Here is a 26,989-nt window from a genome sequence, read left to right as displayed (position 1 = left end):
AAGCCATGACCGCCACCGACGACTTCATTCCGCTCAACCTGTGCGTGCTGACCGTTTCGGACACGCGCACGCTCGCGCAGGACAGCTCCGGCGATTACCTCGTGCAGGCGCTTGGAGACGCAGGCCACCAGTTGGTCGAACGCGAGCTGCTGCGCGACGACATCTACCTGATGCGCGCGCTCGTTTCGCGCTGGATCGCCGACGAACGCGTCGACGGCATTCTGGTGACCGGCGGCACCGGCTTCACCGGCCGCGACTCCACGCCCGAGGCGCTGCTGCCGCTGCTGGACAAGCAGATGCCCGGCTTCGGCGAGTTGTTCCGCGCGATCAGCCTGGACGAGATCGGCACTTCGTCGCTGCAGTCGCGCGCATTCGCCGGGCTGGCCAACGGGACGTTCCTGTTCGCGCTGCCGGGTTCGACCTCGGCCTGTCGTACCGCGTGGGAGAAGATCATCCGTTCGCAGCTGGACTCGCGTACTCGCCCGTGCAACCTGGCGACGCTGCGTCCCCGCCTGCGCGAACGCTGACACGCCGCCGTCACCGGCGGTTCCCCATCGTCGTTGGACCATCGCGCCTGCACGCCAGGCGCTACCGGAGCGAGGCCATGCCGCTGGACACCACCCTGCAGTTGCTCGCCAAGGCACGAGGCCTCAGCGCCGCCGACCTGGCCACCGCTATACCGCGCGCCGGTGCCGCCACGGTCAGCGCCTGGCTGAAGGGCGAAAAGCTTCCCGCGCGTGAACAACTCGACGCCCTCGCCCGCGCCTTCGGCGTGCCGGCCGGCGCATTGCTGGCGGAACTGGCGAGCACGCTCGACCCCGCCCGCACCAAGGGCGAACACGACCTGCTCGCCGCCTATCGCGCGCTCGACACGCGCCAGCAGGGCGCGCTGCTCGAAGTGGCGCGCAGCATGGCCGGCACCCGCACGCGCCGCCGCAGGAGAGCGTGATGGCCAAGCTGAAGCGCAAGGACTACAAGTCGCGGCTGGAGCCATTGCAGGTAGAACTGGTGCAGATGGCGCGCTGGCTCAGCGACAGTGGAAGGCGGCTGGTGGTGCTGTTCGAAGGCCGCGACACCGCCGGCAAGGGCGGCGCCATCGAAGCGATCGCCGAGCATCTCAACCCGCGCCAGTGCCGCATCGTCGCGCTGCCCAGGCCGAGCGAGCGCGAAATGGGGCAATGGTATTTCCAGCGCTACATTCCGCATCTGCCGGCCGCCGGCGAAATCGCGCTGTTCGATCGCAGCTGGTACAACCGCGCGGGCGTCGAGAAGGTGATGGGCTTCGCCGATGACGTGCAGGTGGCGACGTTCCTGCGCCAGGCCCCGACCTTCGAGCAACTGCTGGTCGACGACGGCATCCTGCTGTTCAAGTACTGGCTGTGCTGCGACCAGTCCAAGCAGGAAGAGCGCTTCGCCGAACGGCTGGAGGATCCACTCAAGCGCTGGAAGCTGTCGTCGCTGGACGTCGAATCGCGCGAACGCTACGACGACTACACGCGGGCGCGTGAGGAGATGCTCCGCGCCACGCATACCGCGCATGCGCCGTGGACACTGGTGGATTTCAACGACCAGAAGCGCGGGCGACTCGCGCTGATCCGCGACCTGCTCGACCGCCTCCCGGACAAGCGCGTGCCGGAGCACTGCGTCGAGTTCCCGCCGCTCAAGCACAAGCTGAGGCAGGAGCGCTACACGGTGATCGACCCGATCGTGCCCGGGAAGGATTGACCGGTCGCACGCGCGCGTTGACGCGGTCTTCATGCATAAGTTGCCGAAAGCAAAGGCATTCGCGCGGCGTGACGCGTCATTCAGCCGCCGCGGATAACTTAAGGAGATGCTGCTCAGGTCGCTACTCCTCCGGGTCGTACTGTGCCTGCTCCTCGTCTTTGACGGGATCTCGGTGGCAATGGCATCGACGCAGATGGCCACGGCGCGCATGGAAGCTCCGCGTTCGCCTGCCGAACCCGAGCGCACCGCCTCTGTGCCGCCGTGCCATGAGAGCGCTGTATCGGCACCACAGGTCACGACGTCGCAATCCGGAGGCGATGCAGATCGTTCCGGTCGAGGCGGGACGACGGACTGTTGCGCATCCGGGTCCTGCCCGTGCACATGCGTGCAACACGCGTTTGCCGCGATACCTGCGGGATGGCGGGTGGAATCGTTCGCCTCACACATGCACCACCCCGGTGCGCCTGACCCGGGCCATGCGGATGCTTTCCTTCCGCAACTGATCCGACCTCCGATCGGATAGCGCGCGAACGTCGGCGCCAGCAGGCGCGTGACGTGCGCGAACGACGGGCTTCTGAGCCAGAACGCGGACGTGGCCCATCGCCGCGCCTTTCACCTCGTTGCCCGACCGCGGCCGATGCACCGTGGTCGTGCTCACACGCCGCCAGATATTCAGGGGTCATCCCGTGAGCATCCCGCTCGACACTTCCGTATCCATGGCGTGGAAGGCCGCGCCGGTCCGGCTGCTGCGATGGCTTCGGGGCGACGATCGGCCACTGTCGGACCTGCAGGTCTCCCATGCCATCGGCCTGGCCCGGATCGCGTTGATCGTGGGATTGGTGTTCCTGCACTACCACGCGTACCCCAATTCCACCGCCACGCCCTTCGATGGACTCGACCCCGCCCATCATCCGGTCGCGACCTTCGTCAACAGCTTCGTGCTGTTCTTCTTCTTCAGCGCGGTGCCACTGCTCAGCATGATCTCGGGCTGGCTGTTCTTCTCCTTCCCTGCGCAACAGGCATCACAGGCCTTGCCCAGGCGCATCCGCGGGCGGTTTCGCTCCCTCTACGTGCCGCTGGTGTTCTGGAATGCCGTCTTCATGGCGCTGCTGTGGACGCTGTACCGTCTTAGCCCCGGATCGGAGCTTCTGGGCGAACTCGATTTCCGCTTCGGGCAGGCCTCGATCCTCGATTACGCCAATGCGGTGTTCGGCATCACGCATCGGCCGGTCGGGTTCCAGTTCTGGTTCGTGCGAGACCTGTTCGTCTCGATCCTCGTCAGTCCGCTGCTCTGGTGGTCGCTGCGCCGGTCGCCGTACGTCGGCGTGGCGGTGCTGGGCGCCGCGTGGCTGGTCGGCAGCGGCCTGCTGATCTTCTTCCGCACGGACGTCGTGTTCTTCTTCTACCTGGGCGGTTTCCTGCGCATGCGCCAAGTCCGGCTGGAAATCGGGCCCGGGGCGACGCTGGTCCTGCTGGGGCTGTACCTGGCGCTGGTCACCCTGCGCGCGCTGGCACCACTGTGGATCGAGTGGGAGGGAAGCCGGCCCGAATGGCTGACGGGCGCGACGCGGGCGATGCGCCTGGTGGGCGTGCTGGCTTGCTGGGGACTGATACAGCACGTCGCCTCCACGCGTGCCGGCATGGCACTGGCGCGCCAAGGCGGTCTCGCGTTCTTCCTCTTCGCGCTGCACTTCCCGCTCATCGCGCAGATCAAGCTGCTGTTGTGGCGGTGGGTGCCCGCCGAAACCGACGTCTGGATGGTCGCGCACTACGCGTCGAGTGTCGTGCTCACCGTGGCGATCGGCATGCTGGCGGGGTCGCTGCTGGCGCGCCATGCACCCGGGGCCTTCGCCCTCATGAATGGCGGGCGGGCGCTGGAAGGATCGTCGTCACGTGCCGTGACAGCTTCGGCGGCGTCGACTGATCGTCCGCACCAAGGCACAGGGGCCGGGAGTCCGTGAGGGCTTCGGCAATGCGCGTGCCGATCAGGCGGTGATGAAGCCCTCGCCCACCTCGTCGTCACTGGCCGGCAGGCGTTCCAGGTCGTCCACGCGGGCCTGTGGCGGGCCTTGCCGCAGCCATGCAGCCAGTGCGTCCAGCGCCGCGTCGCTGCCGGCCGCCAGCACTTCGACGCGCCCGTCGGGCAGGTTCTTCGCGTAGCCGCGCAGGTCCAGTTCAAGGGCCTGTTCGCGCGTGGAAGCGCGGAAGAACACGCCCTGGACCTTGCCGCTGACGACGAACCGCGCGGCGCTCATGACTGCCCGGCCTTCGGCCCGCCGGCCTTGGCGATGGCGGCCTCGATGTCCTTGGCGGTAACCGGGCCGAGGAACTTGTCGGCCACCTTGCCATCCGGCGCGATGAGGTAGGTCATCGGCAGGCCGCGCGGCGTGGCGAAATCCGCCGGCGGGTTGTAGGTGTCGACCACCGCGATGGGATACACCACCGGATGCAGCTTGAGAAACACCTTCATGTCCTCAGGCTCGATTTCCTCGTAGGCCAGGCCGATGACCTCGATGTGTTCGCGCATGGCATCCAGCGCGGACAGTTCGGGCATCTCCTTCAGGCACGGCTTGCACCACGTCGCCCAGAAGTTGACCACCACCCACTTGCCGCGACGCGCGGCCAGATCGTATGGCTTGCCGTCGATGGTGGCGATCTTCAGTCCAGGCACTTCGACGTCGCGCTCGGTGCGCGGCTGCTCGGCCGGCTGCGGCAGCGTCAGGGCGCCGGTGTCGCCCGGCGTCTGCGGCGTGGCGATGTCGGTGTCCGGCTCCTTCTTCTTGCAGGCGCCCAGAAGCAGCATGGCGACGAGCGCGGCGGCCAGCAGGGACACGGGTAACGGATGGCGGGACATGGGTCAGCTCTCGTCGGCGTGGATGGTGGACGCGCGGCGCTTGAGCAGCTCGCGCAGGGGCAGTCGCAGCTCGTCCAGTGCGGCGATGGCGGAACGTCCGAGCGAATCGTCGCGGCACGGCAACACCGCTTCGACCACGGGAATGCGCAACTGGCACGCCTCGTAGAGTTCGGCCAGCGAGAGTTCGTCCAGATCCCGCGTGAGCAGCCATTCGCCGGTCTCCGCGCGACGCACCACGCGGATCTCGTGCAGCTGCGCGAGCATCTGCTGCACCAGCGCGTCGGTGAGCATCGGCTCCAGCGTTTCGATCTCGTCGCTGTGCAGGCCGCGCCCTTCCGCACGCGCTTCGTTGAAGCGTGCGAGCAGGCGCAACAGTCCGTAGATCTCGAAGCCCAGCGGCAGGCGCATGCCGACTGGCTGGTAGCGGAACGCCGACATCGACGATGCCAGCGATGCGCCAAGCAGCACCGCGACCCAGCTCATGTAGATCCACAGCAGGAAGATAGGCACGAAGGCGAGCGTGCCGTACAGCTTCGAATACGAGGTGAAGTTGCCCAGGTACAGCCCGATGCCCCACTTCACGACTTCGAATCCGATGGTGGCGAGCAATGCCCCGGCCAGCGCGTGGCGCCAGTGGATCGTGCGGTGCGGCACCACGCGGTAGATGGCGGCGAAGGCCAGCAGCTCGATGCCCATCGGCGCCAGGCGCAGCATCATGGCCTGCAGCACGTGGCCGGCTTCGGTCTCGAAGATCGACATGGCGAAGAACCGCGCCGACATCGCCAGGCTGGCGGCAGCCATCAGTGCGCCCAGCGTCAGCACCGTCCAGTACACCAGGAAGCGGCCGATGCGCGGGCGCGCGGATTTCACCCGCCAGATGCGGTTGAACGTGGTCTCCACGCCGTTGAGCGTGATCAGCAGCGACACCACCAGTGCGATCACGCCGGCGGTGGTGAGCTGGCCCACGTTAGCCGAGAACTGCTTGAGATAGGCCTCGACCGAACGCGCGGCGCTCGGCACGAAGTTCGAGAAGATGTAGTCACTGAGCCGGTCGCTCCATTCGCTGAAGACCGGGAAGGCCGACAGCACGCCGAACACGACCATCGACAGCGGCACCAGCGCGAACACCGTCGTGTACGACAGCGCACCGGCCGCCTGGAACAAGTTGTCCTCGAGGAAGCGCCGCGCCAGGAAGCGGAAGAACGTGCCTACCCGGGCGCGGTCGCGTGCGCGCTCGCTCCAGCGATACAAGGTGTCCAGTGGCTCCATCGCGCGGAGGGTAACCGATGCACGCCGGTCGCGGGGTCACGAAGCCGCTATCCTGTGCCGCCTGAAGGAGGACGCGATGCCCGAGATCCTGGTGCTCTACTACAGCCGCGGCGGTTCGGTGGCGCGGCTGGCGCGGCACATCGCGCGCGGGATCGGCGAGGTGGATGGCATGACGGCGCGGCTGCGCACGGTGCCGCCCGTGGCTGCCGTCACCCAGTCCGCGGCGCCGCCGGTGCCCGAGGACGGTGCGCCGTACGTGGAGCCGCGCGACCTGGTCGAATGCGCCGGGCTGGCATTGGGCAGCCCCACCCGCTTCGGCAACATGGCCGCGCCGGTGAAGCACTGGCTGGACGGCCTCGTGGCCGAGTGGGCCAGCGGCACGCTGGTCGGCAAGCCCGCGGCGGTGTTCACTTCCACCGCCACCATGCACGGCGGCCAGGAATCTACCCTGCTGACGATGATGGTTCCACTGCTGCATCACGGCTGCGTGCTGATGGGCATTCCCTACACCGAGCCGGCGCTGAGCAGCACGCGCAGCGGCGGCACGCCGTACGGCGCCAGCCACGTCGCCGGCAACGACGACGACCCGCAGCCCACCGACGAGGAAGCGCAGCTGGCGCGCGCACTCGGCCGCCGCCTGGCGCAGTTGGTTGCGAAGGTGTCGGCATGAGCGCGCGGCACGTGCTGGTGATCGCCCTGCTGGCGCTGATGGCGTTGTATGCGGCGTGGTTCGGGTCGCAGCCGTCACCGGTGGCGGAACTGCTGGTGTTCGCTGCGCCGCCGCTGGCGCTGGCCGCGGCCGCGCTGCGCGGCAAGCGCAGCGCCTCGTTCTGGGCCGGCGTACTGGCGCTGGCGTGGTTCAGCCACGGCGTCATGGTGGCCTACACGCGACCGGACGAACGCGGGTTCGCGCTGGCCGAGGTCGTGCTCTCCATCGTCATCGTGTTCGCCGCCAGCCTGCCGGGCCTGCGCGCACGCTTCGGCCGCAAGCCCGGCTGAGCGATCCGCGCTGCGGTTCCGTCCCGGGCGGGCCGTATAATTCCCGGGTTTTCACAACGCGCGACCACGATGGAACAGCTCTGCATCGTCACCACCGGCGGCACGATCGACAAGATCTACTTCGACGACAAGTCGGACTACCAGATCGGCGAGCCGCAGATCGGCAGCATGCTGCGCGAGCTGGGCGTGGGCTTCCAGTTCACGGTGATCCCGATCCTGCGCAAGGACTCGCTGCACATCAGCGCCGAGGACCGCGAGCTGATCCGCGCCACCATCGCCGCGCAGCCGGCGCAGCACGTGCTGGTGACGCACGGCACCGACACCATGGTCGAGACCGCCAAGGTGCTGGCCTCGCTCACCGACAAGACCATCGTGCTGACCGGCGCACTCAGCCCTGCACGCTTCCGCGGCTCCGATGCGGAGTTCAACGTCGGTTGCGCGGTCGGTGCGGTGCAGTCGCTGCCGCCGGGCGTGTACATCGCCATGAATGGCCGCATCTGGGACCCGATGAAGGTGCGCAAGAACGTCTCGGCCAACCGCTTCGAACCGATCTGACGTCTGCGCCAGAAAAAGAAAACCCCGGCCGGAGCCGGGGCGAAGACGCCGCGCGGAAGGGGGGAGAGGACGCGGCGCGTGGAGAGAATCAGAAGGTCACGCTCCAGCTGTTGATGTAGCCCGTGTCCGCGTTGGCGTTGTCGTTCACGCGCAGCCGCCATGTGCCGTTGAGCGGCTCGCTGGTCAGGTTGCGCGTGTAGGTCTGCACCAGGTTGTCGGCGCTGCCGCCACTGCGGTTGTGCAGGTTGTAGACCGTGCCGTCGGGCGCCACCAGGTCCACGCGCAGGTCGCCGCGGTAGGTGTGCACGATGTTCACCGCGATGGACGCATTGCTCGGCGCGTTGCCGCTGCGGCCGGACACCGTGATCGGGCTTTCCACCGTGGCGTTGTCGCTGATCGCGTAGTCCGTGGTGTTGGTGTACGTCTGTGGGCCGCTGCCCACCGTCACCGAGGCGGTGCGCGTATTCGTGGCGCCGTCATCGTCGGTGACCGTCAGCGTGACGGTGTACGTACCCGCTGCGGCGTAGGTGCGGCTCGGATTGATCGCGGTGGACGTGCCGCCGTCGCCGAAGGTCCAGCTGCGCGAGACGATCGTGCCGTCCGTATCGCTGGAACTGTCGGTGAAGCTGGCGGTGAGTCCGCTGGTGGTGACGCTGAAGTTCGCCATCGGCGGTGCATTGCCGCCACCCGACGAATCCAGGCCGTCGATGAACTGCGCGCCGGTTCCCGCCGCGTCGAGCCAGTTGCTCAGGCGCGTGCTGTTGCTGCCGCCGCCCGTCCACGACACCGACACGCGACCGTAGTAGTCCGCCTTGGCGACGTCGGTCGCCGAGCACGACGACGGACCGCCATGCAGTTGGCCGATCACGCGCTTCTCCGGGCTGAACAGCGGCGAGCCGGACGAACCGCCTTCGGTCACGCCGATGCCCGGGATCCAGCGCACGAAGATGTGGCTGCCATCGCCCGGCGACGTCGGATTGGTGTTGGCGCCGCCGTAGCTGGTGGTGCGCGTGGCGCTGGTGCCGTGGCTGATGCGCTTCTCCGCGACGCTGGGATGGTGGATGCCCGTGGCGCCGCTGAAGTCGCCGCTGCGACGATCCCAGCCGTTCCAGAACAGGTTGAACGCCGCCGGTGCCGCGTCGTCCAGTTCGACCAGGGTGAAGTCGGACGCGGCGTTCGCGGCACGGAAGAACGAACCGGTCAGGAACTGGTCGAGGGTACCGTCGCCGTCCTGCCCGCTCGCGGCGGTGCCGGGAATGCGGCAGGTGGAGTTCTGGAAGTTCCAGTACGTCACCAGCGAAGCCGCGTTGCCGCTGTTGATGCCGCAGTGGTTCGCGGTGAGGAAGAACATGCGGCGATCGCCCGCGGTGTTGTTGAGCAGGCTGCCGCTGCAGAACAGGCTGCCGCCGGTGGAGATGGCCGCGACCGAACGGATCTGCGGACGCCAGCCGTCGCCTTCGGGGCATGCCACGTCGACGTTGCAGCTGCCGGACACGCCCTGCGGCTGCAGCAGTTCCTCGCCGCGTGCGAGGCGGCTGAAACCGCGGTAGTCGTGGCCGACCTGGCTCAGGCGCAGGCGCAGCGCGCCGGCCTGTTCGCGCGGCAGCACCACTTCGATCACCGCCTGTTGCCCTTCGATCACCGGCGTCCACAACTGGCCGTGGGTTTCGTTGTCGGCGGCGGTGAATATGCGTACCTGGCGTGGATCGGAGGTGGCGGTCTGGCCTGCCGGATACACCAGCATGCGACCGCCCTGCGGCATCGCGAATTCGCTGAAGCCGAAATTGAGCGACAGCGCGCCGCGCGATTCGACACGCAGGCGCCAGACAACGTTCGCGGCGTCCAAGTCTTCCCAGGTGCCGGAGTTGAGCGGGGTGAGGTCCACCGCCAGCGGCTGGGCGAAGCGGGTGGGCAGGTCGAGGCGGTCGCGTTCGCGATCCTCGGCCTGTAGGCGCGGCACGTCGACCGCGGGCATGGTGCGCATTTCGACGGTGGACAGTCGCGATATCGCATGGTCGAACGCGGCCGGACGAACGCTGCCGGACGCGGCCAGGGCACTGCCGATCGACAGTCCCAGAAGGGCAATGCAGGCGCAGATGCGTTTCATTGAACATGCTCCCTGTTCGGTTGATGGATCGCGCGCGAGGCGCGACGTGGCACCCGGCAAGTGCGATTCCCATCGGCGTCCGTGTCGCATCCGGCGACACGCCGTCGAACTGTTGCCACCCCCTGCGGGCCGGTACCGGTTGCGGCCCCAAGGCCATCCCGGCACGCGGCCGGGATGGCGTCCACCGTTGCCGGCGCGCGGCCGGCCCGACGGTCAGAAGGTGATGCCCCAGCTGTTGATGTAGCCGGTGTCGCCGCCGGCGTTGTCGTTGACGCGCAATCGCCACGTGCCGTTGAGCGGCTCGCTGCTCAGATCACGCGTGTAGGTGCTGTTGAGGTTGTCGGCACTGCCGCCGCTGCGGTTGTGCAGGTTGTAGAGCGTGCCGTCCGGCGCCACCAGGTCCACGCGCAGATCGCCGCGATAGGTGTGCACGATGTTCACCGCCACCGAGGCATTGGTCGGTGCGTTGCCGGTGCGTCCAGACACCGCGATGGGGCTGTCGACGGTGGTGTTGTCGCCGATCGCATAGTCGGTGGCGTTGCTGTACGTCTGCGGATTGCCACCGCCGCCACCGCCGCCACGGAAGGCCGCGATGGTGGCCTTGGTGTTCACCAGCACGCGCTGGTTGTGGCTGCGGTCGGCCGTGCCCATCGCCACGCCGTTGTAGGTGACGTCCGGATTGGACCAGTAGTTCAGGCGCGGGCAGCTGGGCGTGCAGTTGTAGGCCATGATCGTGCGCCACGCGTTGTTCGGTGCGCGGTAGCCGTGGCCGTACACGTAGGGCGTGTTGGTCGGGTCGGTGGCCGGATCATGGCGTGCCGACTGCAGGTGGCCGATCTCGTGCGCGAAACTGTAGTAGCCAGTGATGCAGTCCCAGTACGCCGTCGCGAACGCGGTACTCGCCGTGGAGCCGATGCCCGACGCCAGTCCGCACGCGGACGAGTCGTTGCCGACCAGCACGGCCACATCGGCGGCATTGCTGTCGCGCAGGGCGTGGATGTTGTCCATGTAACCGTCGCTGGTGCCGCGGAAACGCGACAGGTCCGTGCTCATGCCGACGTCCGCGTAGCTCACCGTGGTGTAGCCGGCCAGCTCCAGGTTGATGCCGACATTGGAGTTGACGTAGCCCTGGTTCGATTCGGCCACGGCCAGTTGCACCAGCGCCTGCATGTCGCCGCCGTACGCCGACACCGCGTTATTGGTGGCCACCACCAGCACGCGGATGGTCGCGGTCGGGCCCGGATCGATCGCCAGCGCACTCACCTGGCCCGCTGCCGGTGCCATCTGGATCTGCGGCAGGTCGCCGAACGCGCTCGGGTGATCCGGCGGCATCGCCGCTTCGTTCACCTCGATCACCGCGTGGCTGCCGTCGGGCAGCGGGCGGATGCGATACAGCTGGCCGTCCACGCGCACGTTGCCGGTGACGCCCTCGCCGCGGCGCACCAGGATCACCGAGTTGTTGCCGTCGTGACGCACTTCGCGCGCGGTGGCGGCGCGTGCCTTCGCGGTCTCGCGCACGTGGCCGATCCACACCAGGCTGCCATCGGGCTGCGCCTTGGCCTGTTCGAGCACCGCGTTGACGCGCTGCAGGCCCAGGTCCAGTTCGATCTCGGATGTCCGCGCGCTCACGACGCCGGCATCGGCACGCATGGCGCGCAGTGATGTGGTGGCCGGTTGGGCGGCGAGGCGGCTGGCGGTAGTGGCCGATTGGGCCTGTACCTGCGCGGGGCCGAGGAACAGCGGCTGGGCAGCGAATACGGCGCCGGATGCGAGGAGTGCGCCGGCGGCGACAGCCAGCCGTGCGCGCAGGGAAATGGTGCGGTCCATGGATGTGTTCTCCTGCTTGGATGGGATGTCCTTTCCCGCGACGCGTTCGGTGGTGTTGATTCGAAGTGCCAGCGTTGACACTTCGCCAACCCTTACCCCAACCCCTCTCCCGTGGAGAGAGGCTGCGACCGCGACGCGGCAGGTCCCGCTCCCGGCCTTGCCGGGAGCGGGTGTCGCACATGCGTGTAACGTCAGACGAAGTGGATCAGAACGTCACCGACCAGCTGTTGATGTAGCCCACGTCGCCGCCGGCGTTGTCATTGACGCGCAGTCGCCACGTGCCGTTGAGCGGCTCGCTGGACAGGTTGAACGTCATCGTCTTGTTGACGTTGTCGGCGCTGCCGCCGGAGCGGTTGTGGATGTTGTAGAGACTGCCGTCGGGCGCGACCAGGTCCACCTTCAGGTCGCCCTGGTAGGTGTGGACGATGGCGACCGTCACCGACGCGTTGGTCGGTGCGTTGCCGCTGCGGCCGGACACCGTGATCGGGCTGTCCACCGTGGCGTTGTCGCTGATCGTGTAGTCGGTGGCGTTGGTGTAGGTCTGCGTGCCGCCACCGCCGCCGGCGGTGTAGCTGCCGGTGAGGCTCAGGCCCGAGAACGCCGAGTAGCCGCGAACCAGCACGTGGTACGTGCCGGCCTGCGCCGTGGCGATGTTGCAGGTCTCGGCGTTGGTGCTGCCTTCGGACTTGCAGTCGTAGCTGGCCGTGGTCGGCGCGCTGCCGAACTTCACGAACAGGTCCGCGTCGCCGCTGCCGCCGGACGTGACGAACTTCAGCCCGGTCGCACCCGCCGGCACGGCCAGCGTGTAGCGCAGTTCGGTGCCGGTGCTGCCCGACAGACCCGTAACGGGCACGCCATTGGTCAACGTGCCGGTCGGCGGCGTGGTGCCATTGGCCGCATCGACTACTGCCTTGGCGTTGAGGATGCCCGGGCCGATGGTCTGCGACGGCGTCGACGGGAACGGGGTGACGTTGGCCTTGATCAACGCCTCCACCTGGGCCGGCGTCTTCGGCGTGGTCGACACCGACTGCAGCAGCGCGACCACGCCGGCCACGTGCGGCGTGGCCATGGAGGTGCCGTTGTACGACGCGTACGTCTCGCTGCCCGGCGTGGTGCTGCCGCTATTGAGCGTGGACAGGATGCTCGAACCCGGCGCGGCGATATCGATCAGCGAGCCGTAGTTGGAGAAGCTGGAACGCGCACCGGTGCTGGTGGTGGAAGCCACCGCGATGACGTTGGCGCAGTTGGCCGGCGAGGCGTTGGAGACGTTGGTGTTGTCGTTGCCGGCGGCGATGACCAGCGTGGTGCCGCGCGAGACGGCGCTGTTGATCGCATTCTGCGTGGTGGTGCCGCAGGCGCCGCTGCCGCCGAGGCTGAGGTTGATCACTTCGGCCGGATTGGCATTGGCCGGCACGCCACTGACGGTGCCGCCGGAAGCCCAGATGATGGCGTCGGCGATGTCGGAGTCGTAACCGCCGCAGGTGCCCAGCACGCGCACCGGCACGATCTTGGCGCCGTACGCCACGCCCGCCACGCCCTTGGCGTTGTTGGTCACGGCGGCAATCGTGCCGGCCACGTGCGTGCCGTGCCAGCTCGACGGCTGCGCCGCATGCGGCACGCCGCACTGGTTCGCGCTGACCCAGTCGCCCGGATCGCTCGGATCGCTGTCGCGGCCGTTGCCGTCGTTGGACACGGTGGTGTCGATGATGAAGTCGTAACCCGGCAGCACGTTGGCGTTGAGGTCGCTGTGGCTGGTGATGCCGGTGTCGAGCACGGCGACCACCGTGCCGCTGCCGTTGGTCACGTCCCAGGCCTGGTTGGCCTTGATGCCGTAGGTGCCCGAGTAACCCCACTGTTCGCTGTAGCGCGTGTCGTTGGGGGTGAGCAGCGGCTTGTTGATCTTGTCGACCTCGACGTACTCGACGCTGGGGTCGGCGGCGATCTGCCGCATCAGGCTTTCGGCCTCGACGCGATCGAGCCGGCGGTCGGCACGCACCACGTCCGCACCGGTGGCGGTGCGGCGCAGATGGGTGAGGCCCAGCGCCTTGCCCTTGCCGGCCACCGTCGAGGCGGCGGTGCTCAGCGAACTGCGCAGGGTGGCGGCATCCGCGCGCGCGGCGCTGCCGTCCTTGTACTTGACGATGAAGCGGTCGTTGCCGGTTCCGGCATCCAGGCCGGACAGGTTGACGCGGGCCTGCTGCGCCATCGCCGGCCCGGCGAAGGCGGACGACAGGGCGATGGCGGTGGCTGCGGAGAGCGCATGCAGGCGCATGCGGCGCTGACGACGTTCGGACATCTGTGGAACCCCCGAAGGTGGTACTGCGTGATGGACGACCCCGCCTGCCGGTGCCTTGGCACCATGCGGCGGAGCGCTGTGTACGGCCGCCACGTCGAGGTGGACGACCGGCCTGCTACAGACGACGACACCGGTGCCGCAGAGACTGCGACAGCCCGGCCATCACGCATGCCTGGATCGGGGACGGTCGTCCCGTGCCCGGGACCCGCGGATGCGCGGTGCCGGGTCTTGCGTCCCCAACCGGCCCGGCACCGGATCGGGGTCGGGCAGGCCGCGGACGGCCTGCTCAAAGTTGCTCAACGCGCACGGTACGGTCGCCCCTACCGCCGGGCGAATGAACAGGATCAGCAAAAAACGGGCTTGGGACTGGCGTCACGAACCTTCACGCGCGGCGCCCCGTTCATGTGGCGGCGTCTTCACGCCGCGCGCGGCGAATGCGCGAAAACGCGAACGCCCCGGGCAAGGCCGGGGCGTTCGGAAGGGGCGTCTTGTTCGGCCGGGTATCCGGCGGTGCCTCAGAACATGCCGGTTTCCAGCCGGGCCGCCTCGGACATCATCGTCCGGTTCCACGGCGGGTCGAACACCAGCTCGACGTCCGCCTCGGCGACGGTGGGGATCATCTCCAGCTTGTCGCGCACGTCCGCCACCAGGATGTCGCCCATGCCGCAGGCCGGCGCGGTGAGCGTCATGCGCACCTCGACCTTGCGCCCCGGCTGCTCCGGATGCGGCACGATGCGCGCCTCGTACACCAGGCCCAGGTCGACCACGTTGATCGGGATTTCCGGATCGAAGCAGGTGCGCAACTGGCGCCACACCATCTGCTCGACGGCCTCGTCGTCGGCGCCCTCGGGCAACTCGAGCGGTTCGGGCGCTTCCTTGCCGATGGCGTCGGCATCGCGGCCGGCGACGCGGAAGAGGTTTCCTTCGACGAACACGGTGTAGCTGCCACCGAGGCCCTGCGTGATGTAGCCGACGCTGCCTGCGGGCAGGGTCACCTGCTCGCCCTGCGGGACCATGACGACGTCGCAATCGCGTTCGAAGCGGACGGGTTCGCTGCTGCGGGAATACATGCCGGGTAGATTGGGGTGCCGGACCGCGGCACAAGGTCTGCCATTCTACCGGCAGTGGCGCGCGCGGACCCGGCCGCTATGCTGTGCGGCCCGCCGTTGTCCGAGCCGTCGATGACACCACCCGCCCCGCCTGCCCGCCGCGCCCCGAAGCTGTCGTGGCTGTTGCTGCTGCTCGGCGCCTGCGGATTCGCGGCCGCGTGGGTGCTGGGAAGCCTCTACACCGGCCGCCAACTGGGCTGGATGGCGGTGGTGGGCGCGCTGGACGTCGCCTGGATGCTGCGCCTGGGCCACTGGCGCCCGGGCCGGGGACGGATGGTGGCGGGCGTTCTCGCCACCGCCGCCGTCGTGGTCGTCTCCAACTGGTGGATCACCGCCACGCAGCTGGGCGCGATGATGGGCCTGGATCCGCTGGATTCAGCCACGCGCCTGGGTTGGCACCACGCCTGGATCATGGTACAGCTGGCCAACAGCGCGATGGACGCGGTGTGGATCGTGGTCGGATTGCTCGTTGCCGCTTGGCTGTCGCGCTGAACGCTCAGCGCTCGTCCAGGAATTCATCCAGGCAGGCGCCGAACGCGGTCATCGCGTCGTTGATCTGCGCGACCGACAGGCCGCAATAACCCAGCAGCAGCCCCGCGCGGTCCGGCGGCGAAAGGTAGTAGGGCGAGATCGGATACAGCCCCAGTCCATGGCTGCGGGCGCGCGCGATGAACGCCTCGCCCTGCGCCGCATCGCAATCCTGCAGCCACACGACCAGGTGCATGCCGGCCTGCGAGTCCTCGACCTGCAGACGGCCCCTGCTGCAACGCTGCAGTCCTTCCAGCAACGCGGCGCGGCGTTCCTTCAGCGTTTTCCAGGTGCGGCGCAGGTGCCGTTCGAAACCACCCTCGGCGATGAAACGCGCCAGCGCGGCCTGCTGGATGCCGCACGAACCGAAGTCGTCCTGCCACTTCGCGTTGACGAAATCCCCGCGCAGCCCCGCCGGCACCACCAGGTAGCCCAGCCGCAACGAGGGGAACATCGCCTTGGAGAACGTACCCACGTAGATGACGCGGTCGCCGTCGTCGAGCGAGCGCAACGCGGCCAGCGGACGCGCGTCGTAGCGGAATTCGCCGTCGTAGTCGTCCTCGAGGATCCAGCTGCCGTGCTGCCGCGCGTACTCCAGCAGTTGCAGGCGGCGCGAAAGCGACAGCACCGCCCCGCTGGGGAACTGGTGCGAAGGCGTCACGCAGATCAGCTTGGGCCCGCGCGCAGGCAGTGCATCGACCTGCAACCCGTGACGGTCGACGTCCACCGTGCGCACCTGCGCGCCGTGGATCTGCAGCGCCTCGCGCATCGCGTTGTAGTGCGGCTCCTCCAGCACGACCTCGTCGCCCGGGTCCAGCAGCACGCGCGCGGTCAGCGCGACGGCCTGCTGCGTGCCGTCGACGATCACCACGTCCTGCGGTTCCGCCTGCACCCCGCGGCGGCGCGCCAGGTAGTCGCACACGGCTTCGCGCAATGCCGGCAGGCCCTGCGAGGCGGGATAGTTGGGCGAGGTGTAGGCCGCGGCATGCGCCAGCTCGCGCGCCCACGCGCTGGTGAGCGCCGGGTTGGTGAGCGGCACGCCGTACTGGAACGCCCAGCGCACCCCGGGAATGCCACGGCCGGGAATGCGCAGGTGGTCATGCACCACGCGCGCCCGGCGCGCGAACTGCGACTGCGCGGGCAACGGCGCCTCCACCGCGTGCAGGGGCCGCGGCGCCTGCACGGGCGGGGTGACGTAGCTGCCCGAGCCGACCCGGCCGTCGACGAATCCTTCGGCACGCAGTTGTTCGTACGCGGCCAGCACGGTATTGCGAGAGACGCCCAGTTCCCGCGCCAGTTGGCGCGTGGCCGGCAGCCGGGCGCCCTGGCTGACGCGGCCGGCGAACACCGCGGTCTTCAGGGCACGCGTCAGCTGTGCGTGCAGGGGCCCTCGCCCGTCCAGCTGCAGGTGCATCGCGGCCGCTCCGTGTGGATTGGCCCCATTCAAACGCCCCGAATTGGCCCTTGCCAGTGCCAATTGTCCGCGGCTCCATAGGGCCATTCGTCCGCCGCCGGAGCGCGCCCGATGAAAGCGACCGTCCGTTCCATCCCCCTCGCCACCGGGGTTCGCCTGGCCCCATGGGCCTGGGTCCTTGTCACCGCCGTGGCCATCGGTACCGCCGACCTGCTGTTCGCAATGGCGTGGTGGGCCCCGCTGGGCAGTTCACCCGCGCGCATCCTGCAGTCGATCGCCGCCTGGGTGATGGGCCGCGAGGCTGCGTTTGCCGGCGGCGCGACGACCGCGCTGTTCGGCGCCCTGCTCTACCTGTACCTGATGAGCGCAATCGCCGCGATCTACCACGTGGCCGCGCGCGACCACGCGGTGCTCCGCACGCGTCCACTCATCGCCGGCGCGCTCTACGGCGCGCTGTGGTTCGTGCTGGTGCACCTGCTGGTGGTGCCGATGTTCTCGCTGGCACCGCCGAAGCGCTTCCCGCTCGACTGGAACCTGGCGTGCCTGCTGGCGCACATGGTGCTGATCGGCATTCCGTGCGCACTGGCGGCGCGGCGGTGGCACGGCGTGGGGCGCGACGGCTAGGTCGCGAGCAAGCTCGCTCCTACGGGGAGCTACGCATCCGTCTCGCATACAGCCAAAGCGCGCGAACGACATCGAAGCACCATCGTAGGAGCCAGCTTGCTGGCGACCTTCATTTGCAACGCCTCGCGCAAGCTCGCTCCTGCGACCAGCACGTTTGTGTCATTTCTAATTCGCGCCGCTGCAGGAGCCTGCTATCTGGCGACCTCCACCCGCAACCCGTTGCGAGCAAGGTTGCTCCTGCGAGCCTCACGCATGGTCCTTCCGCTCACTTCAAAGGCGCCACCGTCTGCTGGTAGGTGCCCACCAGTTCGCCCTTGGCGATGACGTGACCAGCGGCGGCCGCAAGCAACTGGTCGCGGTCGGCGCCCGGCGGCAGGTCGAGCATGCGATCCAGCGCCAGCACCTGGAAGTGATAGTGATGCGGCGGGTCACCGACCGGCGGACGCGGCCCGTAGTAGCCCACCGAACCCCGGCTGGTCTTGCCCTGCATCAACCCCTCGGGCTCGGTCAGGCGCATCTGCTCCTGCAGCGCCTCGGGCAGTGAGGTGACGTTGGCGGGGATGTTCCAGGCCACCCAGTGCACGAACGGCGTGATCGGTTTCGAGTCCGGATCCTCCATCACGATCGCGTACGACTTCGCGCCTTCCACCGCGGTCCACGACAGCGCCGGCGACAGGCCATCCTTGTATTCGCTGTGCTTCGGCGGAATCGGCGCGTTCTGCGGAATCGTCGCCGAGGTCACCTGCAAGGTTCCGCGCGCGGCGGTCTCCTTGCGCTGCAACGCGAGCGGCACGCCGATGCCCTTCGCCGCCTGCGCCTTCATCGGCCCGGGCGGCGGATTGGCGACCTTCACCGCGCCCGCGCGCTGCGCAGCGACGCGATAGATCACGCCGTTGACGTCGTCACCGACCAGCAGCGCGCCATCCTTCGCCACTGCCATGCCGACCGGGCGGCCGAAGTGGTGCTGGCCGCCATCGACGAGGAAGCCGGTGAGGAACGGTTCGATCTTCTGCGGCTTGCCGCCGTTGAAATCCACGCGCACGACTTCATAGCCCGAGGCCGGGATGCGGTTCCACGAACCGCGCATCGCGATGAACGCATCGTTGGCATACTCCGCCGGGAACGCGCCGCCCGGATGGAACACCATCTGCATCGGCGCGGCGTGCGCGGTGTAGCCCAGTGTCATCGGCGTGCTGATCTTCCCCCAGTCCTCGCGCGTCATGCCGCCCGGAGGTGGCGCGGCCTGCGGGTTGGTGTCGCCCTTGCCGTACACGTGCGGCCAGCCGTAGAGCTTGCCCTTCTCAAGCTTGTTGAACTCCTCCTGCTGCACCTCGTCGCCGAGCATGTCGATGCCGTGGTCGGCGCCCCAGAATTCGCCGGTCTGCGGATGCCAGCCGAAGCCGATGGTGTTGCGCAGGCCGCTGGCGAAGATGGTGCGTGTCTTGCCGTCGGGCGACATGCGCAGCATCGTCGCGTGCTCCGGGTTGGTCTCGTTGCAGGCGTTGCAGGTCGAACCGATGCTCACGTAGAGCATGCCGTCCGGCCCGAATGCCATGGTGCGGTTGGGATGCTGCCCGCCGTCGGGAAGATCGCCCACCAGCATCGTCGCCTCGCCGAGCCTGCCATCGGGCTGGATGTCGGCCACGAAGATCTCCTTCACGGTCGCCATGTACAGCTTGCCGTCGCGAATGGCGAGGCCGTGCACGCTGGGACGATGCGCGACCGTGACGGGTTCGCCATCGGCCTTGCCGTCGCCGTCCGCATCGCGCAGCAGCAGCACGTCGCCCTGGTCGCGCCGGCTCACGTACACGTCGCCATTCGGCGCCACGGCCAGGATTCGCGCGTTCTTCAGGCCGGTGGCGAACGGCGCCACGGTGAAGCCATCGGGCACTTTCAGCTGGGCCATGCGCTCGGGCGTGGCCTCCACCTGCCCAGGTCGCAGGATGTTCGCGGGCGCCTGCCTCTGCTCCGTCTTTTCCGCCTGAGCGGCGGCAATGCCGGGGACGACAGCGTGCGCGATGAGGATCAGACAACCTGCATGTCTCGGATTCATGGGGGACGCTCCTGCGATGCCAGTGAACGGGCCGCGCGCCCTCGAAGCATCAGGCCTCGACGCGCCGCGACGCCCCGAACCTAGCCAAGCCATCGTCGCGGCCACGTGCAACCGCCGCCTTGCACCGTCGCGGCAACGGGGCGACGACGGCGCCATCACGGGCAGCGAACTTTTTTGGCTCCGCACGTGGTTATCGAGCACTGTGCGCGAACCACGATTGGCCCTCTCGTCTGCGCACGAAGTGGTCCTGCAAACCACGACCGCGCATGGATAGCGTGGAGCCATTCCCATTGCCGGGCGCCTCCATGTCGTTGCAGTGCACTCCATGGCCGATCTCCCGCCTCTCCGCCAGCGACCGCTTCGATCGTGAAGGCTGGTGGCTGTTGTCCGGCTCGGCAACGCCGCTGTCTCTGCCGGTGGGCTGGGTTTCGCTGTGGTGGCCCATGAGCGGCACGTTGTCGATGCAGTCGATCGATTCGCAGTGGACGCTGCATGCAGGTCAGGCGCAGCTCTGGCGCGGCAGTGTCGTGCAGGCGCGCCCCTCGCACGACGCACAGTGGCGATGCATCGCGGGGCGCCTGAGCGACTGGAATGCACGGTTTGCGCGCATCGATGCCGAAGACGAACCCCTGCCCTGGCACGGCGATCCCGGCGCCGCGCTACGGGATGCGCTGCGCTCCATCGACTCCATCGCAGTGGTCGACGCCGTCACCACGTCCACGCTGGTCGAGGCGCTGGTGGAACGCCAGCGCGAGATCGCGGCATTCCTTCCACGCTGCCGCGGACGCACGCCACCGCATCGCCGCCAGGCGCTGTTGCGCCTGCTGCACGTGCACCACCTGATGCGCTGCCATATCGAAAGTGGCGACGACGCGCAGATCGACATCGGCTGGCTGGCCGAGCGCGCGCACTACTCGTCCGGCCACCTCATCCGCCTGCATCGCGACGTGTTCGGCGAAACACCGGGCGGTTACGTGGCGCGACTGCGCGACGCACGCGCGTGGCAGCTGGTGCGCGAGACCGACCTGCCAGTGGCCGCCATTACGCACAAGCTCGGATTCGAAAGCCAGAGCGCGTTCTGCCGTGCGTTCAAGCACGCCTTCGGCATGACCGCCACCGAAGCACGCCGGCAGGAGGATGCACGATGCGCCGCAGCTTGAACGCACTGGGATGGAGCCTGCTCGGCGGGCTGCTCGCCGGCACGCTGGACATCCTCTACGCCATCGGCTTCTGGTCCGCGTACGACGTACCGGCCCGGCGCATCCTGCAGAGCGTCGCCGCGGGCCTGCTGGGACGCGACGCATTCGCCGGAGGCGCGCGAACCGCAGCGCTAGGGCTGCTGCTCCACTACGTCATCGCCGCATGCATGGCGCTGACCTATGGCTGGGCAGCGCGCGACGCACGTCCCCTGCGCGATCGCCCGTGGCGCTTCGGCGCGCTGTACGGGCTGGCGCTGTACGTCCTCATGAACTTCGTGGTCGTGCCGCTTTCGGTGTCGCCGCGCGGCGCCTCGCTGCCAATGGCGTGGATGGCCTGGAGCGTGCTCGCACATATCGTCCTGGTCGGCTGGCCGTGCGCCTGGTTCGCGCGCCGCGGCTGGGACGGTCACTGGTCGAGCAGGCGACACGGCCTGATACCCGCCGCTTCCTGATTCCCCGCGCGTTGCGTGACGGGACTTTCCGGCGGGCCCACGCGCGCAGGCCCGCTCCAGGAGATCACATGAACGCAATCCAGCCTGCCCTCGCGCTGTTTCTGGCCTTCGCGCTGTCGCCCGTCCACGCCGGCCAGTGCAAGAAGATCCACGCCGACCTGGACGAGATGCAATCCACACAGGGCTGCAATCCGGGCCTGGCCTCGTGCTTCCTCGGCACGGTGAACGGCAACCACGGCCTGCGCGGCACCACGCACTTCGCCGCAGACAGCGCGGTGTCCACGAGCCCGAGCACCTCACCCAACTTCCTCATCTACAGCGGCCCGTTCGAGTACCGCACCGCGCGCGGCACCATCATCGCGCGCGAAACCGGCGTCACCACGCGCGGCCCCGAGGGCGTGGTCACCGCCTACCAGCAGATCGTGACGGCCACGGGCGAGTTCGCCGGCGCTACCGGCCACTTCTTCGTCAGCGGCCACAAGTCCGGCGGCACCATCAGCACTTTCGTCAACGGCGAGATCTGCCATCCGTGATGGCGATGAAGGGAGCGGCCACGTGCCGCCCCCTTCGTCACGAGCGATCAACGTCCGGCCAGATCTGCCTGCGCAGGAATACGGAAGCGCGAGATCGTCCAGCGCGTGACGTCCTCTTCCCACTCGTCGCCCTGCGCCGCCGTGATGGGCAGCGCCAGATTGATCACCAGCATCCAGTCGCCCTGCACCGCACTGGCGGCGGGGAACAGCAGGCCACGCGGCGCGCCGTCCGCATCGATGCCTTCGAATCGGCCGGCCCGCGCACGCACGCGGCCCTTCTCGTCCAGCGCCACGATGCTGTCGACCTGGTTGGACGCAGCCCACAGCCGCCCCTGGTGGAACAGCAGTCCGTCCGCCCCGTACACGCCTTCGGCCAGCACCGAAACCGGCCCACTCGGCATCGTCATCCGCAACACGCGACCATCGCCGGCATTGTTGATGTACAGCACCCGCTCATCGGCGCTGAACGCCATGCCGTTGGCGCCAAACGGCAACGCACCCGTGGTGCCCAGCAGCGGATCGCGCGAGAACAACTCGACCTTGCATGGCGCGCACTGCGTCGCGCGCTCGATGCGGTAGATGGCGCCCTGAAACGAATCGGACACGTACAGATTGCCCGTTCGGTCGAACACCATCCCGTTGATGGCGGGCAGACCCGACGCGCCATAGGTGATGCGGTCGTGACTGCCATCGGGATTCTCGATTCGACGCTCCGTCGGCGCAGCCGGCGATAGCGTCGCGAAAACAGCCACATCCTCGACCGGCGTGTTCGCGTCGAACCCGGCGGGCATCCGCTGCAACCTGGACGCGCCGAAGTTGAGCACATAGACCTGTCCATCCCGGAACGCCACGCCGGTCAGCGGCGTCGCGCCAAAGCTGCGCTGCGCGATGAGCTCGCCTTTCGCCGAGTACCGCAGCAGCGCGTTGTTGCGCGCGGACTCCGGCATACGCGCATCGAACGTACCGACGAAGAACTCGCCGCTCTCCGGATCGACCGCGATCCCCTCGGGATGGCGCACGCCCTGAGGAAGCACCGTGAACCGCTCGACCTCGATCAGCATCGGGCCATCGCCCATTTCCGTGGCGGCCACGACCAACGGAACCCACATCAGCAGGAAGCCAGCCCCCCGCCACCACGACGAACGCTTCATCTGTGTCTCCCGATTGTGGACCGCATAACCGCCGCGCCATATCACCTGTCATCGCCGCGCGAAGTGCGCAGGATTGGCAGGTGCCAAGTCGGAGATGGCCGTGACGATCGTCGGCCGGCGAACTCGCGCGGTCTTGCATGCCTGTGCGCTTGCGGGAGGGGGGATGCACCCGCCGGATGCCTTGGAGGCATCGAAACAGGATGCTCACTTCTGGGCGCATGGCTCGCCAGGGCGGGTCGATCGGACGTTGATATGGGTGCTAATGTCCGTTTCCGGTCGAAGCGGTTCGTAACGTATAGCCAGAATGTGTAATCAGAGATGGTGCGGGACGGATTGATATGGACAGCCTGCTCGACACCCTCTCCGACGACGAGCTGAGATTCATCGCGGAACGAGATTACGGAGTTGACTGCGATGCGCACCTTGCCGAACTACTCAAGCTCATTCGCGAGCAGAGTGGCGTTCTCTCTGATGAGCAGTTCTGGCACCCCTACGAGGTCATCGAGCTTTGCGCGCACGCATTGGAGCCGGGACACGAGCGGGAGTTCGCGGCATGCACCTTGGTGGTAATCAACGCGGTGGCCACGGGATACGACACGTCCACGCGCCTAGACTGGAAATTCAACGATCGAGCAGACGACTACGATCGACTGCCATCGGAACTCCGGGAGCTCATCCTCGCCGCTTATGCGGCGACCGGCCTGGAATTTGGCGATCCGTTCTAACGCTGATGTCCGTCTCCGATCCATAGTGAGGGCAAGCAGTGTTCGCCCTGACAGGATCATGCAAGGATTCGCCGAACGCCTCCATCCTGGAGCCGAGGCGCGACCATTGGAGGACGTGTGGCAGAAGTTGAAATACGCAGGGCACGACTTGGCGATGAAGATGCCTTGTCGCTGGTAGGGCAGGCGACTTTTCTCGAAACGTTTTCCGGCGTCCTCGATGGCGCCGCCATCACGCAGCATTGCCGCGAGGCGCATTCGCCCGCGCGTTACCGCGACTGGCTGAAGGATGCACGGTCGGCCATCTGGCTGGCGGGCGCCGTTCCCGGGGATGCGCCGGTCGGCTATCTCGTCGTCGCGGAACCTGATCTTTCCGTCGCGGACAGGGCCAACGACCTGGAGCTCAAGCGGATTTATCTCCTGGGGCGCTATCACGGGGGCGGCCTGGGCAAGAAGCTGTTGGGACAGGCCATCGCGCATGCGAGGGGCGCGGGAGCGTCGCGCCTCCTGCTCGGTGTCTACGCTGGAAACGACGCGGCGATCGCCTTCTACCGGAAACAAGGTTTCAGCCACGTGGCAGATCGCCAGTTCGTGGTCGGCGGAACGGCCTATGCTGACCATGTCATGAGCCTGCAACTCACCTGACGAGTCCCGACTTCGTATTGTGTGCAGCGTGGCCGGTACCCAAGCGCACCTGGCCTTTGCGCTCGACGTGAAGAACGAGTGCCATCAGCACGTCGCCTTCGCCGAACCGGATAGCCATTCGTTACGAAATCCGACTGCTACCCCCGGCTATTAGCGTCTTTGCTCTCGGCGGCCCGCTTCCCGCCTCTCCGTGGCTCCACCTACACTCCCGCCGGGGACATCCAGGGGAGGTATCGCGATGGACACAGGGGACACGACCGTCGAAAAGGCGAACCGCCCGCGCCGGTGGTGGTGGGTGGTCGCGGGTGCGGCGCTGGGCGTGGTACTTCGAATCGCCTTTGGTGCGCTTCCATCGAGCATGGGAGGCCCGATGTCGCTCGGCTTCATGGTGGGTACGCCGCTCGTGGTCGGGGCGCTCACCGTGCTGGGTGCGGTGCCTGAGCGCAGGACCGGGCCGTTCCTGATCTTCGCACCCTGGGCCGGCATCGGGCTGATGCTGCTGGGCTGCGCGATCACTCTGCTGGAAGGATCGATCTGCCTGGCCCTGATGGCGCCACTGTTCCTCGCGCTGGGCAGTCTCGGCGGCGTGCTGATGGGCGTCGCCCTGCACTTCGTCCCGGGCTCATCGTCCCGGATGGGTGCCGTGGCAGTGCTGCCGTTGCTGATGCTGGCCGGCGAAGGCCGCGCACCGCTGCCGGACCGGGAGGTGGAACTGCGCCGCGAGGTGGTGGTCGACGCATCCGCCGAAACCATCTGGAACCAGATCCTGGCCGCGCGTGCGATCCGCCCGGAGGAGCTTCCGGTCAGCCTCACGCACATGATCGGCGTGCCCAAACCGCTGGAAGGCATCAACGTCCGGACGAACGACGGCGAGGTCCGATTCTCGCGGTGGGAGCGCGGCGTCAACTTCCGCGCGTACGTCACCTCGCGCAAGGAGCATGAGTCCATCACTTGGCGCTACGTATTCGACGAGCACTCGTTTCCCGAAGGCTCCATGGACGATCACGTCGCGATCGGCGGCCGCTACTTCGACCTGCGCGACACCAGCTTCCACCTGACGCCGGCTGCCGACGGCAGGACGCGGCTGGAAATCGTCGCGCACTACCGCGTGTCGACCAGCATCAATGCCTATGCGGGCCCGGTGGCGCAGATCCTGGGCAACGACTTCCTCGATACGGTCCTCGGGCTTTACCAGCGTCGCAGCGAGAATGCGGAGTTCGCGGGATGACCGGGGCGTCGCGCCCTCAATCGCGTCGAAATGCGCCCGCCCGGAGCCAGCCTTTCGCAGCGCCAGCGCGCTCGTCATAGACCCGTCCAGCCCAGATTGTCCGGCGAGCCATCCGGTCCGATACGATGCGGCGTGATGCACCAGGCGTCCGACGTGATGGTTATCCGAAGGACCGACTGACCACGCGCCATCCAGATGTTGATGCGGCAGTTCCACGGCATGGCATGCATGTGCTGCCATGTATCCAGTGATGTGACCAAAGGAAGGAAGCATGACGACCCAAGAAGGATTCACTGCAAATGCCCGGCTGGTGCGCGATGTGCGCATCCTGAAGTCGTACGCAGGCGTCACGACACTGGCGCTCGCGGCGCTGGCCTTGTCCGCGGCGAAGTCGCCCGACCCGTCGGCGGAACTCACCGTGGAGCGGATCAACATCGTCGATCCCACGGGCGTGAAGCGCATGGTGCTCTCCAACGCGGAGCGGTTCCCGTTGCCGATCGTGGAAGGCAAGGAACTTCCCCGTGCAGTCGCACCGGCGGGACTGGTGCTCTACGACTCGAAGGGAAACGAGGTAGGCGGAATCGCCGCCACGGATGCGAGCTTCGGCAAGACGAACGTGCTCGCGTTCGATTACCCGAATTACGACGCGATCGGCCTGTTCACCCGGGTGAGCCCGGACGGCAGCAAGGCGCTCGCCGGTTTGGCGATCAATGCGCGCCCGCCCGCAAATCTGGATCCCGAGGCCGCGGCCAAGGCCGCGCACACGCGCATCGCGATCCAGAACCAGAACGAGGACGCGCAGATCCTGTTGGCGGATACCCAGGGACGCGACCGGATTCGCCTGATGGTCGACCGCAAGGGCGAGGCACGGATCGAAGTGCTGGACGCGCAGGGCAAGGTCACGTTCCGCGCGCCGGAAGGCGGCTGATCGCGCCGGCGGACCAACATGCGAAGGCCGGCAGGAGACGACCTGCCGGCCTTCGTTTCGTCCGCAGGGGCCGTGTCGTTTTGCTGCAAGGCCGTATCGCGCGTCCACCGCTTCGACGCGAAGCAGGCCACGCTCCGAACGCCTACTCGCCCAGATGCTTCTCGTCGGCGCTGATCGCCGACACGCGTGCATCCTCGCGCTGATAACGCACCAGATGCGCCAACGCAGCATGCGCGTCACCGACCACCAGCGGTGCCGGCACGGACAGCATGAGGTTCAACGGCAGGCCGAACTCCTCGATGCTCCAGCCGTGCACATCGAGCACGCCGTCCGGCCCTATCGCCTGCGGGTGCCGCTCGCGGATGCGCTCGGCGAAGCTGCCGTGCTCCGGGATGTAGCCGAACACCGGCTTGCCCTTGGCTACCGCGTAGCCGACCTCGAAACAGGTGCCGCTGTCCGGTTCCGGGCCGCGAAAGAAGTCCAGGTTGGCGAGCACCGCATCGGCGCGTTCGATCAGGCCGATGTTGGCGCGATAGATCCACGCGGCCTGTGCCGCGGGATCGGTGATGTGCGCCGGCACGTCCTGGTCCAGCGGGAACAGCCCCTCGACCCCGAACTGCGCGCACAGCGCCTTGAGTTCCAGCCCCCGCGCATGCGCATCGGGACGGAACACGTCCGGGCCGGCCAGGTAGAGCGAGCGGATCATGCAGAACGTCCAGTGCAGGGGACGCCATTGTCGGCGGGCTGCACGCGTTGCACTAGCCGATCGCG

The 26,989-nt window shown here is 67.8% G+C and carries 27 protein-coding genes and 3 pseudogenes; 17 read left to right on the top strand and 13 right to left on the bottom strand.

Features of this window, described 5'->3' with window-relative positions:
* Positions 1-5: 5 nt before the first annotated feature.
* The 5 genes from moaB (at position 6) to VFE83_RS18165 (ending at position 3,686) form a co-directional block, all read left to right on the top strand.
* The gene (moaB, locus tag VFE83_RS18180) at positions 6-527 is read left to right on the top strand and encodes a molybdenum cofactor biosynthesis protein B (RefSeq protein ID WP_324908777.1); all 522 of its coding nucleotides are present in this window, start codon (positions 6-8) and stop codon (positions 525-527) included.
* 77 nt (positions 528-604) lie between these two features.
* Positions 605-949: a helix-turn-helix domain-containing protein gene (locus tag VFE83_RS18175; RefSeq protein WP_324908775.1), complete on the top strand. Its 345-nt coding sequence runs from the start codon at positions 605-607 to the stop codon at positions 947-949.
* The gene (gene ppk2, locus VFE83_RS18170; RefSeq protein WP_324908773.1) at positions 949-1,725 is read left to right on the top strand and encodes a polyphosphate kinase 2; all 777 of its coding nucleotides are present in this window, start codon (positions 949-951) and stop codon (positions 1,723-1,725) included. The genes VFE83_RS18175 and ppk2 overlap by 1 nt, the downstream gene beginning before the upstream one ends.
* A 106-nt stretch (positions 1,726-1,831) precedes the next feature.
* The gene (locus VFE83_RS19565; RefSeq protein WP_414674783.1) at positions 1,832-2,248 is read left to right on the top strand and encodes a CopL family metal-binding regulatory protein; all 417 of its coding nucleotides are present in this window, start codon (positions 1,832-1,834) and stop codon (positions 2,246-2,248) included.
* Positions 2,249-2,411: 163 nt separating this feature from the next.
* Positions 2,412-3,686, top strand: a complete 1,275-nt coding sequence (locus VFE83_RS18165; RefSeq protein ID WP_324908770.1) for an acyltransferase — start codon at positions 2,412-2,414, stop codon at positions 3,684-3,686.
* A 24-nt stretch (positions 3,687-3,710) separates the two neighbouring features.
* Here VFE83_RS18165 and VFE83_RS18160 read toward each other — a convergent pair whose 3' ends face one another.
* Genes VFE83_RS18160 through VFE83_RS18150 form a run of 3 tightly spaced genes read right to left on the bottom strand, consistent with a single transcriptional unit; the run spans position 3,711 to position 5,848 of the window.
* Positions 3,711-3,980, bottom strand: a complete 270-nt coding sequence (locus tag VFE83_RS18160) for an acylphosphatase (RefSeq protein ID WP_324908768.1) — start codon at positions 3,978-3,980, stop codon at positions 3,711-3,713.
* Positions 3,977-4,579, bottom strand: coding sequence for a TlpA disulfide reductase family protein (locus tag VFE83_RS18155; RefSeq protein WP_324908766.1), 603 nt, complete (start codon positions 4,577-4,579; stop codon positions 3,977-3,979). The genes VFE83_RS18160 and VFE83_RS18155 overlap by 4 nt, the downstream gene beginning before the upstream one ends.
* A gap of 3 nt (positions 4,580-4,582) precedes the next feature.
* The gene (locus VFE83_RS18150) at positions 4,583-5,848 is read right to left on the bottom strand and encodes a YihY family inner membrane protein (RefSeq protein ID WP_324908764.1); all 1,266 of its coding nucleotides are present in this window, start codon (positions 5,846-5,848) and stop codon (positions 4,583-4,585) included.
* Between the two features lie 76 nt (positions 5,849-5,924).
* Here VFE83_RS18150 and wrbA point away from each other — a divergent pair, with 76 nt between their 5' ends.
* The 3 genes from wrbA (at position 5,925) to VFE83_RS18135 (ending at position 7,402) form a co-directional block, all read left to right on the top strand.
* A complete protein-coding gene (gene wrbA, locus VFE83_RS18145) occupies positions 5,925-6,518 on the top strand; it encodes an NAD(P)H:quinone oxidoreductase (protein ID WP_324908762.1) in 594 nt (197 codons plus the stop codon).
* The gene (locus tag VFE83_RS18140; RefSeq protein ID WP_324908760.1) at positions 6,515-6,847 is read left to right on the top strand and encodes a DUF2069 domain-containing protein; all 333 of its coding nucleotides are present in this window, start codon (positions 6,515-6,517) and stop codon (positions 6,845-6,847) included. Before wrbA ends, VFE83_RS18140 begins: the two co-directional genes overlap by 4 nt.
* Positions 6,848-6,916: 69 nt before the next feature.
* Positions 6,917-7,402 carry an asparaginase domain-containing protein gene (locus VFE83_RS18135; RefSeq protein WP_324908758.1) on the top strand — a complete coding sequence of 162 codons (486 nt, stop codon included), beginning with the start codon at positions 6,917-6,919 and terminating at the stop codon, positions 7,400-7,402.
* 88 nt (positions 7,403-7,490) lie between these two features.
* Here VFE83_RS18135 and VFE83_RS18130 read toward each other — a convergent pair whose 3' ends face one another.
* From VFE83_RS18130 to sufT, 6 genes and pseudogenes are all read right to left on the bottom strand, one after another.
* Positions 7,491-9,509: a proprotein convertase P-domain-containing protein gene (locus VFE83_RS18130; protein ID WP_324908756.1), complete on the bottom strand. Its 2,019-nt coding sequence runs from the start codon at positions 9,507-9,509 to the stop codon at positions 7,491-7,493.
* A 213-nt stretch (positions 9,510-9,722) separates the two neighbouring features.
* Positions 9,723-9,950 (bottom strand): proprotein convertase P-domain-containing protein, encoded by a 228-nt coding sequence (locus tag VFE83_RS19560; protein ID WP_414674785.1) that lies wholly within the window; start codon positions 9,948-9,950, stop codon positions 9,723-9,725.
* A gap of 138 nt (positions 9,951-10,088) precedes the next feature.
* A pseudogene (locus VFE83_RS18125) lies at positions 10,089-11,336 on the bottom strand (zinc-dependent metalloprotease); the annotation flags it as partial.
* A 205-nt stretch (positions 11,337-11,541) separates the two neighbouring features.
* A pseudogene (locus VFE83_RS18120) lies at positions 11,542-11,769 on the bottom strand (proprotein convertase P-domain-containing protein); the annotation flags it as partial.
* Positions 11,770-11,904: 135 nt separating this feature from the next.
* Positions 11,905-13,632: pseudogene (locus VFE83_RS18115) on the bottom strand (S8 family peptidase); the annotation flags it as partial.
* A gap of 515 nt (positions 13,633-14,147) precedes the next feature.
* Positions 14,148-14,702, bottom strand: a complete 555-nt coding sequence (gene sufT / locus VFE83_RS18110) for a putative Fe-S cluster assembly protein SufT (RefSeq protein ID WP_324908752.1) — start codon at positions 14,700-14,702, stop codon at positions 14,148-14,150.
* 111 nt (positions 14,703-14,813) lie between these two features.
* Here sufT and VFE83_RS18105 point away from each other — a divergent pair, with 111 nt between their 5' ends.
* On the top strand, positions 14,814-15,233 hold the full coding sequence (locus VFE83_RS18105; RefSeq protein ID WP_324908750.1) for a hypothetical protein: 420 nt from the start codon (positions 14,814-14,816) through the stop codon (positions 15,231-15,233).
* A 4-nt stretch (positions 15,234-15,237) separates the two neighbouring features.
* Here VFE83_RS18105 and VFE83_RS18100 read toward each other — a convergent pair whose 3' ends face one another.
* Complete coding sequence (locus VFE83_RS18100; RefSeq protein ID WP_324908748.1) at positions 15,238-16,683, bottom strand: PLP-dependent aminotransferase family protein; 1,446 nt, start codon at positions 16,681-16,683, stop codon at positions 15,238-15,240.
* A gap of 111 nt (positions 16,684-16,794) precedes the next feature.
* Between VFE83_RS18100 and VFE83_RS18095 the strand changes: the two genes are divergently transcribed.
* Positions 16,795-17,307, top strand: a complete 513-nt coding sequence (locus VFE83_RS18095) for a hypothetical protein (protein WP_324908746.1) — start codon at positions 16,795-16,797, stop codon at positions 17,305-17,307.
* 265 nt (positions 17,308-17,572) lie between these two features.
* Here the strand turns inward: VFE83_RS18095 and VFE83_RS18090 are convergent, their stop codons facing one another.
* Entirely contained in the window at positions 17,573-19,360 is a 1,788-nt protein-coding gene (locus VFE83_RS18090) for a YbhB/YbcL family Raf kinase inhibitor-like protein (protein ID WP_324908744.1), read from the bottom strand.
* Positions 19,361-19,665: 305 nt separating this feature from the next.
* On the opposite strand from VFE83_RS18090, the gene VFE83_RS18085 reads away from it, so the two are divergent.
* The 3 genes from VFE83_RS18085 to VFE83_RS18075 all read left to right on the top strand — a co-directional run bounded on the left by VFE83_RS18085 (position 19,666) and on the right by VFE83_RS18075 (position 21,544).
* Positions 19,666-20,520 carry an AraC family transcriptional regulator gene (locus VFE83_RS18085; protein ID WP_324908742.1) on the top strand — a complete coding sequence of 285 codons (855 nt, stop codon included), beginning with the start codon at positions 19,666-19,668 and terminating at the stop codon, positions 20,518-20,520.
* Complete coding sequence (locus VFE83_RS18080; RefSeq protein WP_324908740.1) at positions 20,505-21,011, top strand: hypothetical protein; 507 nt, start codon at positions 20,505-20,507, stop codon at positions 21,009-21,011. Before VFE83_RS18085 ends, VFE83_RS18080 begins: the two co-directional genes overlap by 16 nt.
* 68 nt (positions 21,012-21,079) lie before the next feature.
* Entirely contained in the window at positions 21,080-21,544 is a 465-nt protein-coding gene (locus VFE83_RS18075; RefSeq protein ID WP_324908738.1) for a hypothetical protein, read from the top strand.
* A gap of 47 nt (positions 21,545-21,591) precedes the next feature.
* Here the strand turns inward: VFE83_RS18075 and VFE83_RS18070 are convergent, their stop codons facing one another.
* Complete coding sequence (locus VFE83_RS18070; protein WP_324908736.1) at positions 21,592-22,695, bottom strand: hypothetical protein; 1,104 nt, start codon at positions 22,693-22,695, stop codon at positions 21,592-21,594.
* A 338-nt stretch (positions 22,696-23,033) separates the two neighbouring features.
* On the opposite strand from VFE83_RS18070, the gene VFE83_RS18065 reads away from it, so the two are divergent.
* From VFE83_RS18065 to VFE83_RS18050, 4 genes are all read left to right on the top strand, one after another.
* Positions 23,034-23,420, top strand: a complete 387-nt coding sequence (locus VFE83_RS18065) for a hypothetical protein (RefSeq protein ID WP_324908734.1) — start codon at positions 23,034-23,036, stop codon at positions 23,418-23,420.
* Between the two features lie 117 nt (positions 23,421-23,537).
* On the top strand, positions 23,538-24,062 hold the full coding sequence (locus tag VFE83_RS18060; protein WP_324908732.1) for a GNAT family N-acetyltransferase: 525 nt from the start codon (positions 23,538-23,540) through the stop codon (positions 24,060-24,062).
* Positions 24,063-24,300: 238 nt separating this feature from the next.
* Positions 24,301-25,290: a hypothetical protein gene (locus tag VFE83_RS18055; protein WP_324908730.1), complete on the top strand. Its 990-nt coding sequence runs from the start codon at positions 24,301-24,303 to the stop codon at positions 25,288-25,290.
* 271 nt (positions 25,291-25,561) lie between these two features.
* Positions 25,562-26,218 (top strand): hypothetical protein, encoded by a 657-nt coding sequence (locus tag VFE83_RS18050; protein ID WP_324908728.1) that lies wholly within the window; start codon positions 25,562-25,564, stop codon positions 26,216-26,218.
* Between the two features lie 142 nt (positions 26,219-26,360).
* On the opposite strand, the gene VFE83_RS18045 is transcribed toward VFE83_RS18050, so the two are convergent.
* Entirely contained in the window at positions 26,361-26,924 is a 564-nt protein-coding gene (locus tag VFE83_RS18045) for a nucleoside 2-deoxyribosyltransferase (RefSeq protein WP_324908726.1), read from the bottom strand.
* Between the last annotated feature and the right edge of the window lie 65 nt (positions 26,925-26,989).

It is taken from the genome of Lysobacter sp. (assembly GCF_035655815.1).
Taxonomy (GTDB): domain Bacteria; phylum Pseudomonadota; class Gammaproteobacteria; order Xanthomonadales; family Xanthomonadaceae; genus Lysobacter_J.
This window is presented reverse-complemented; position numbering and strand designations above follow the sequence as displayed.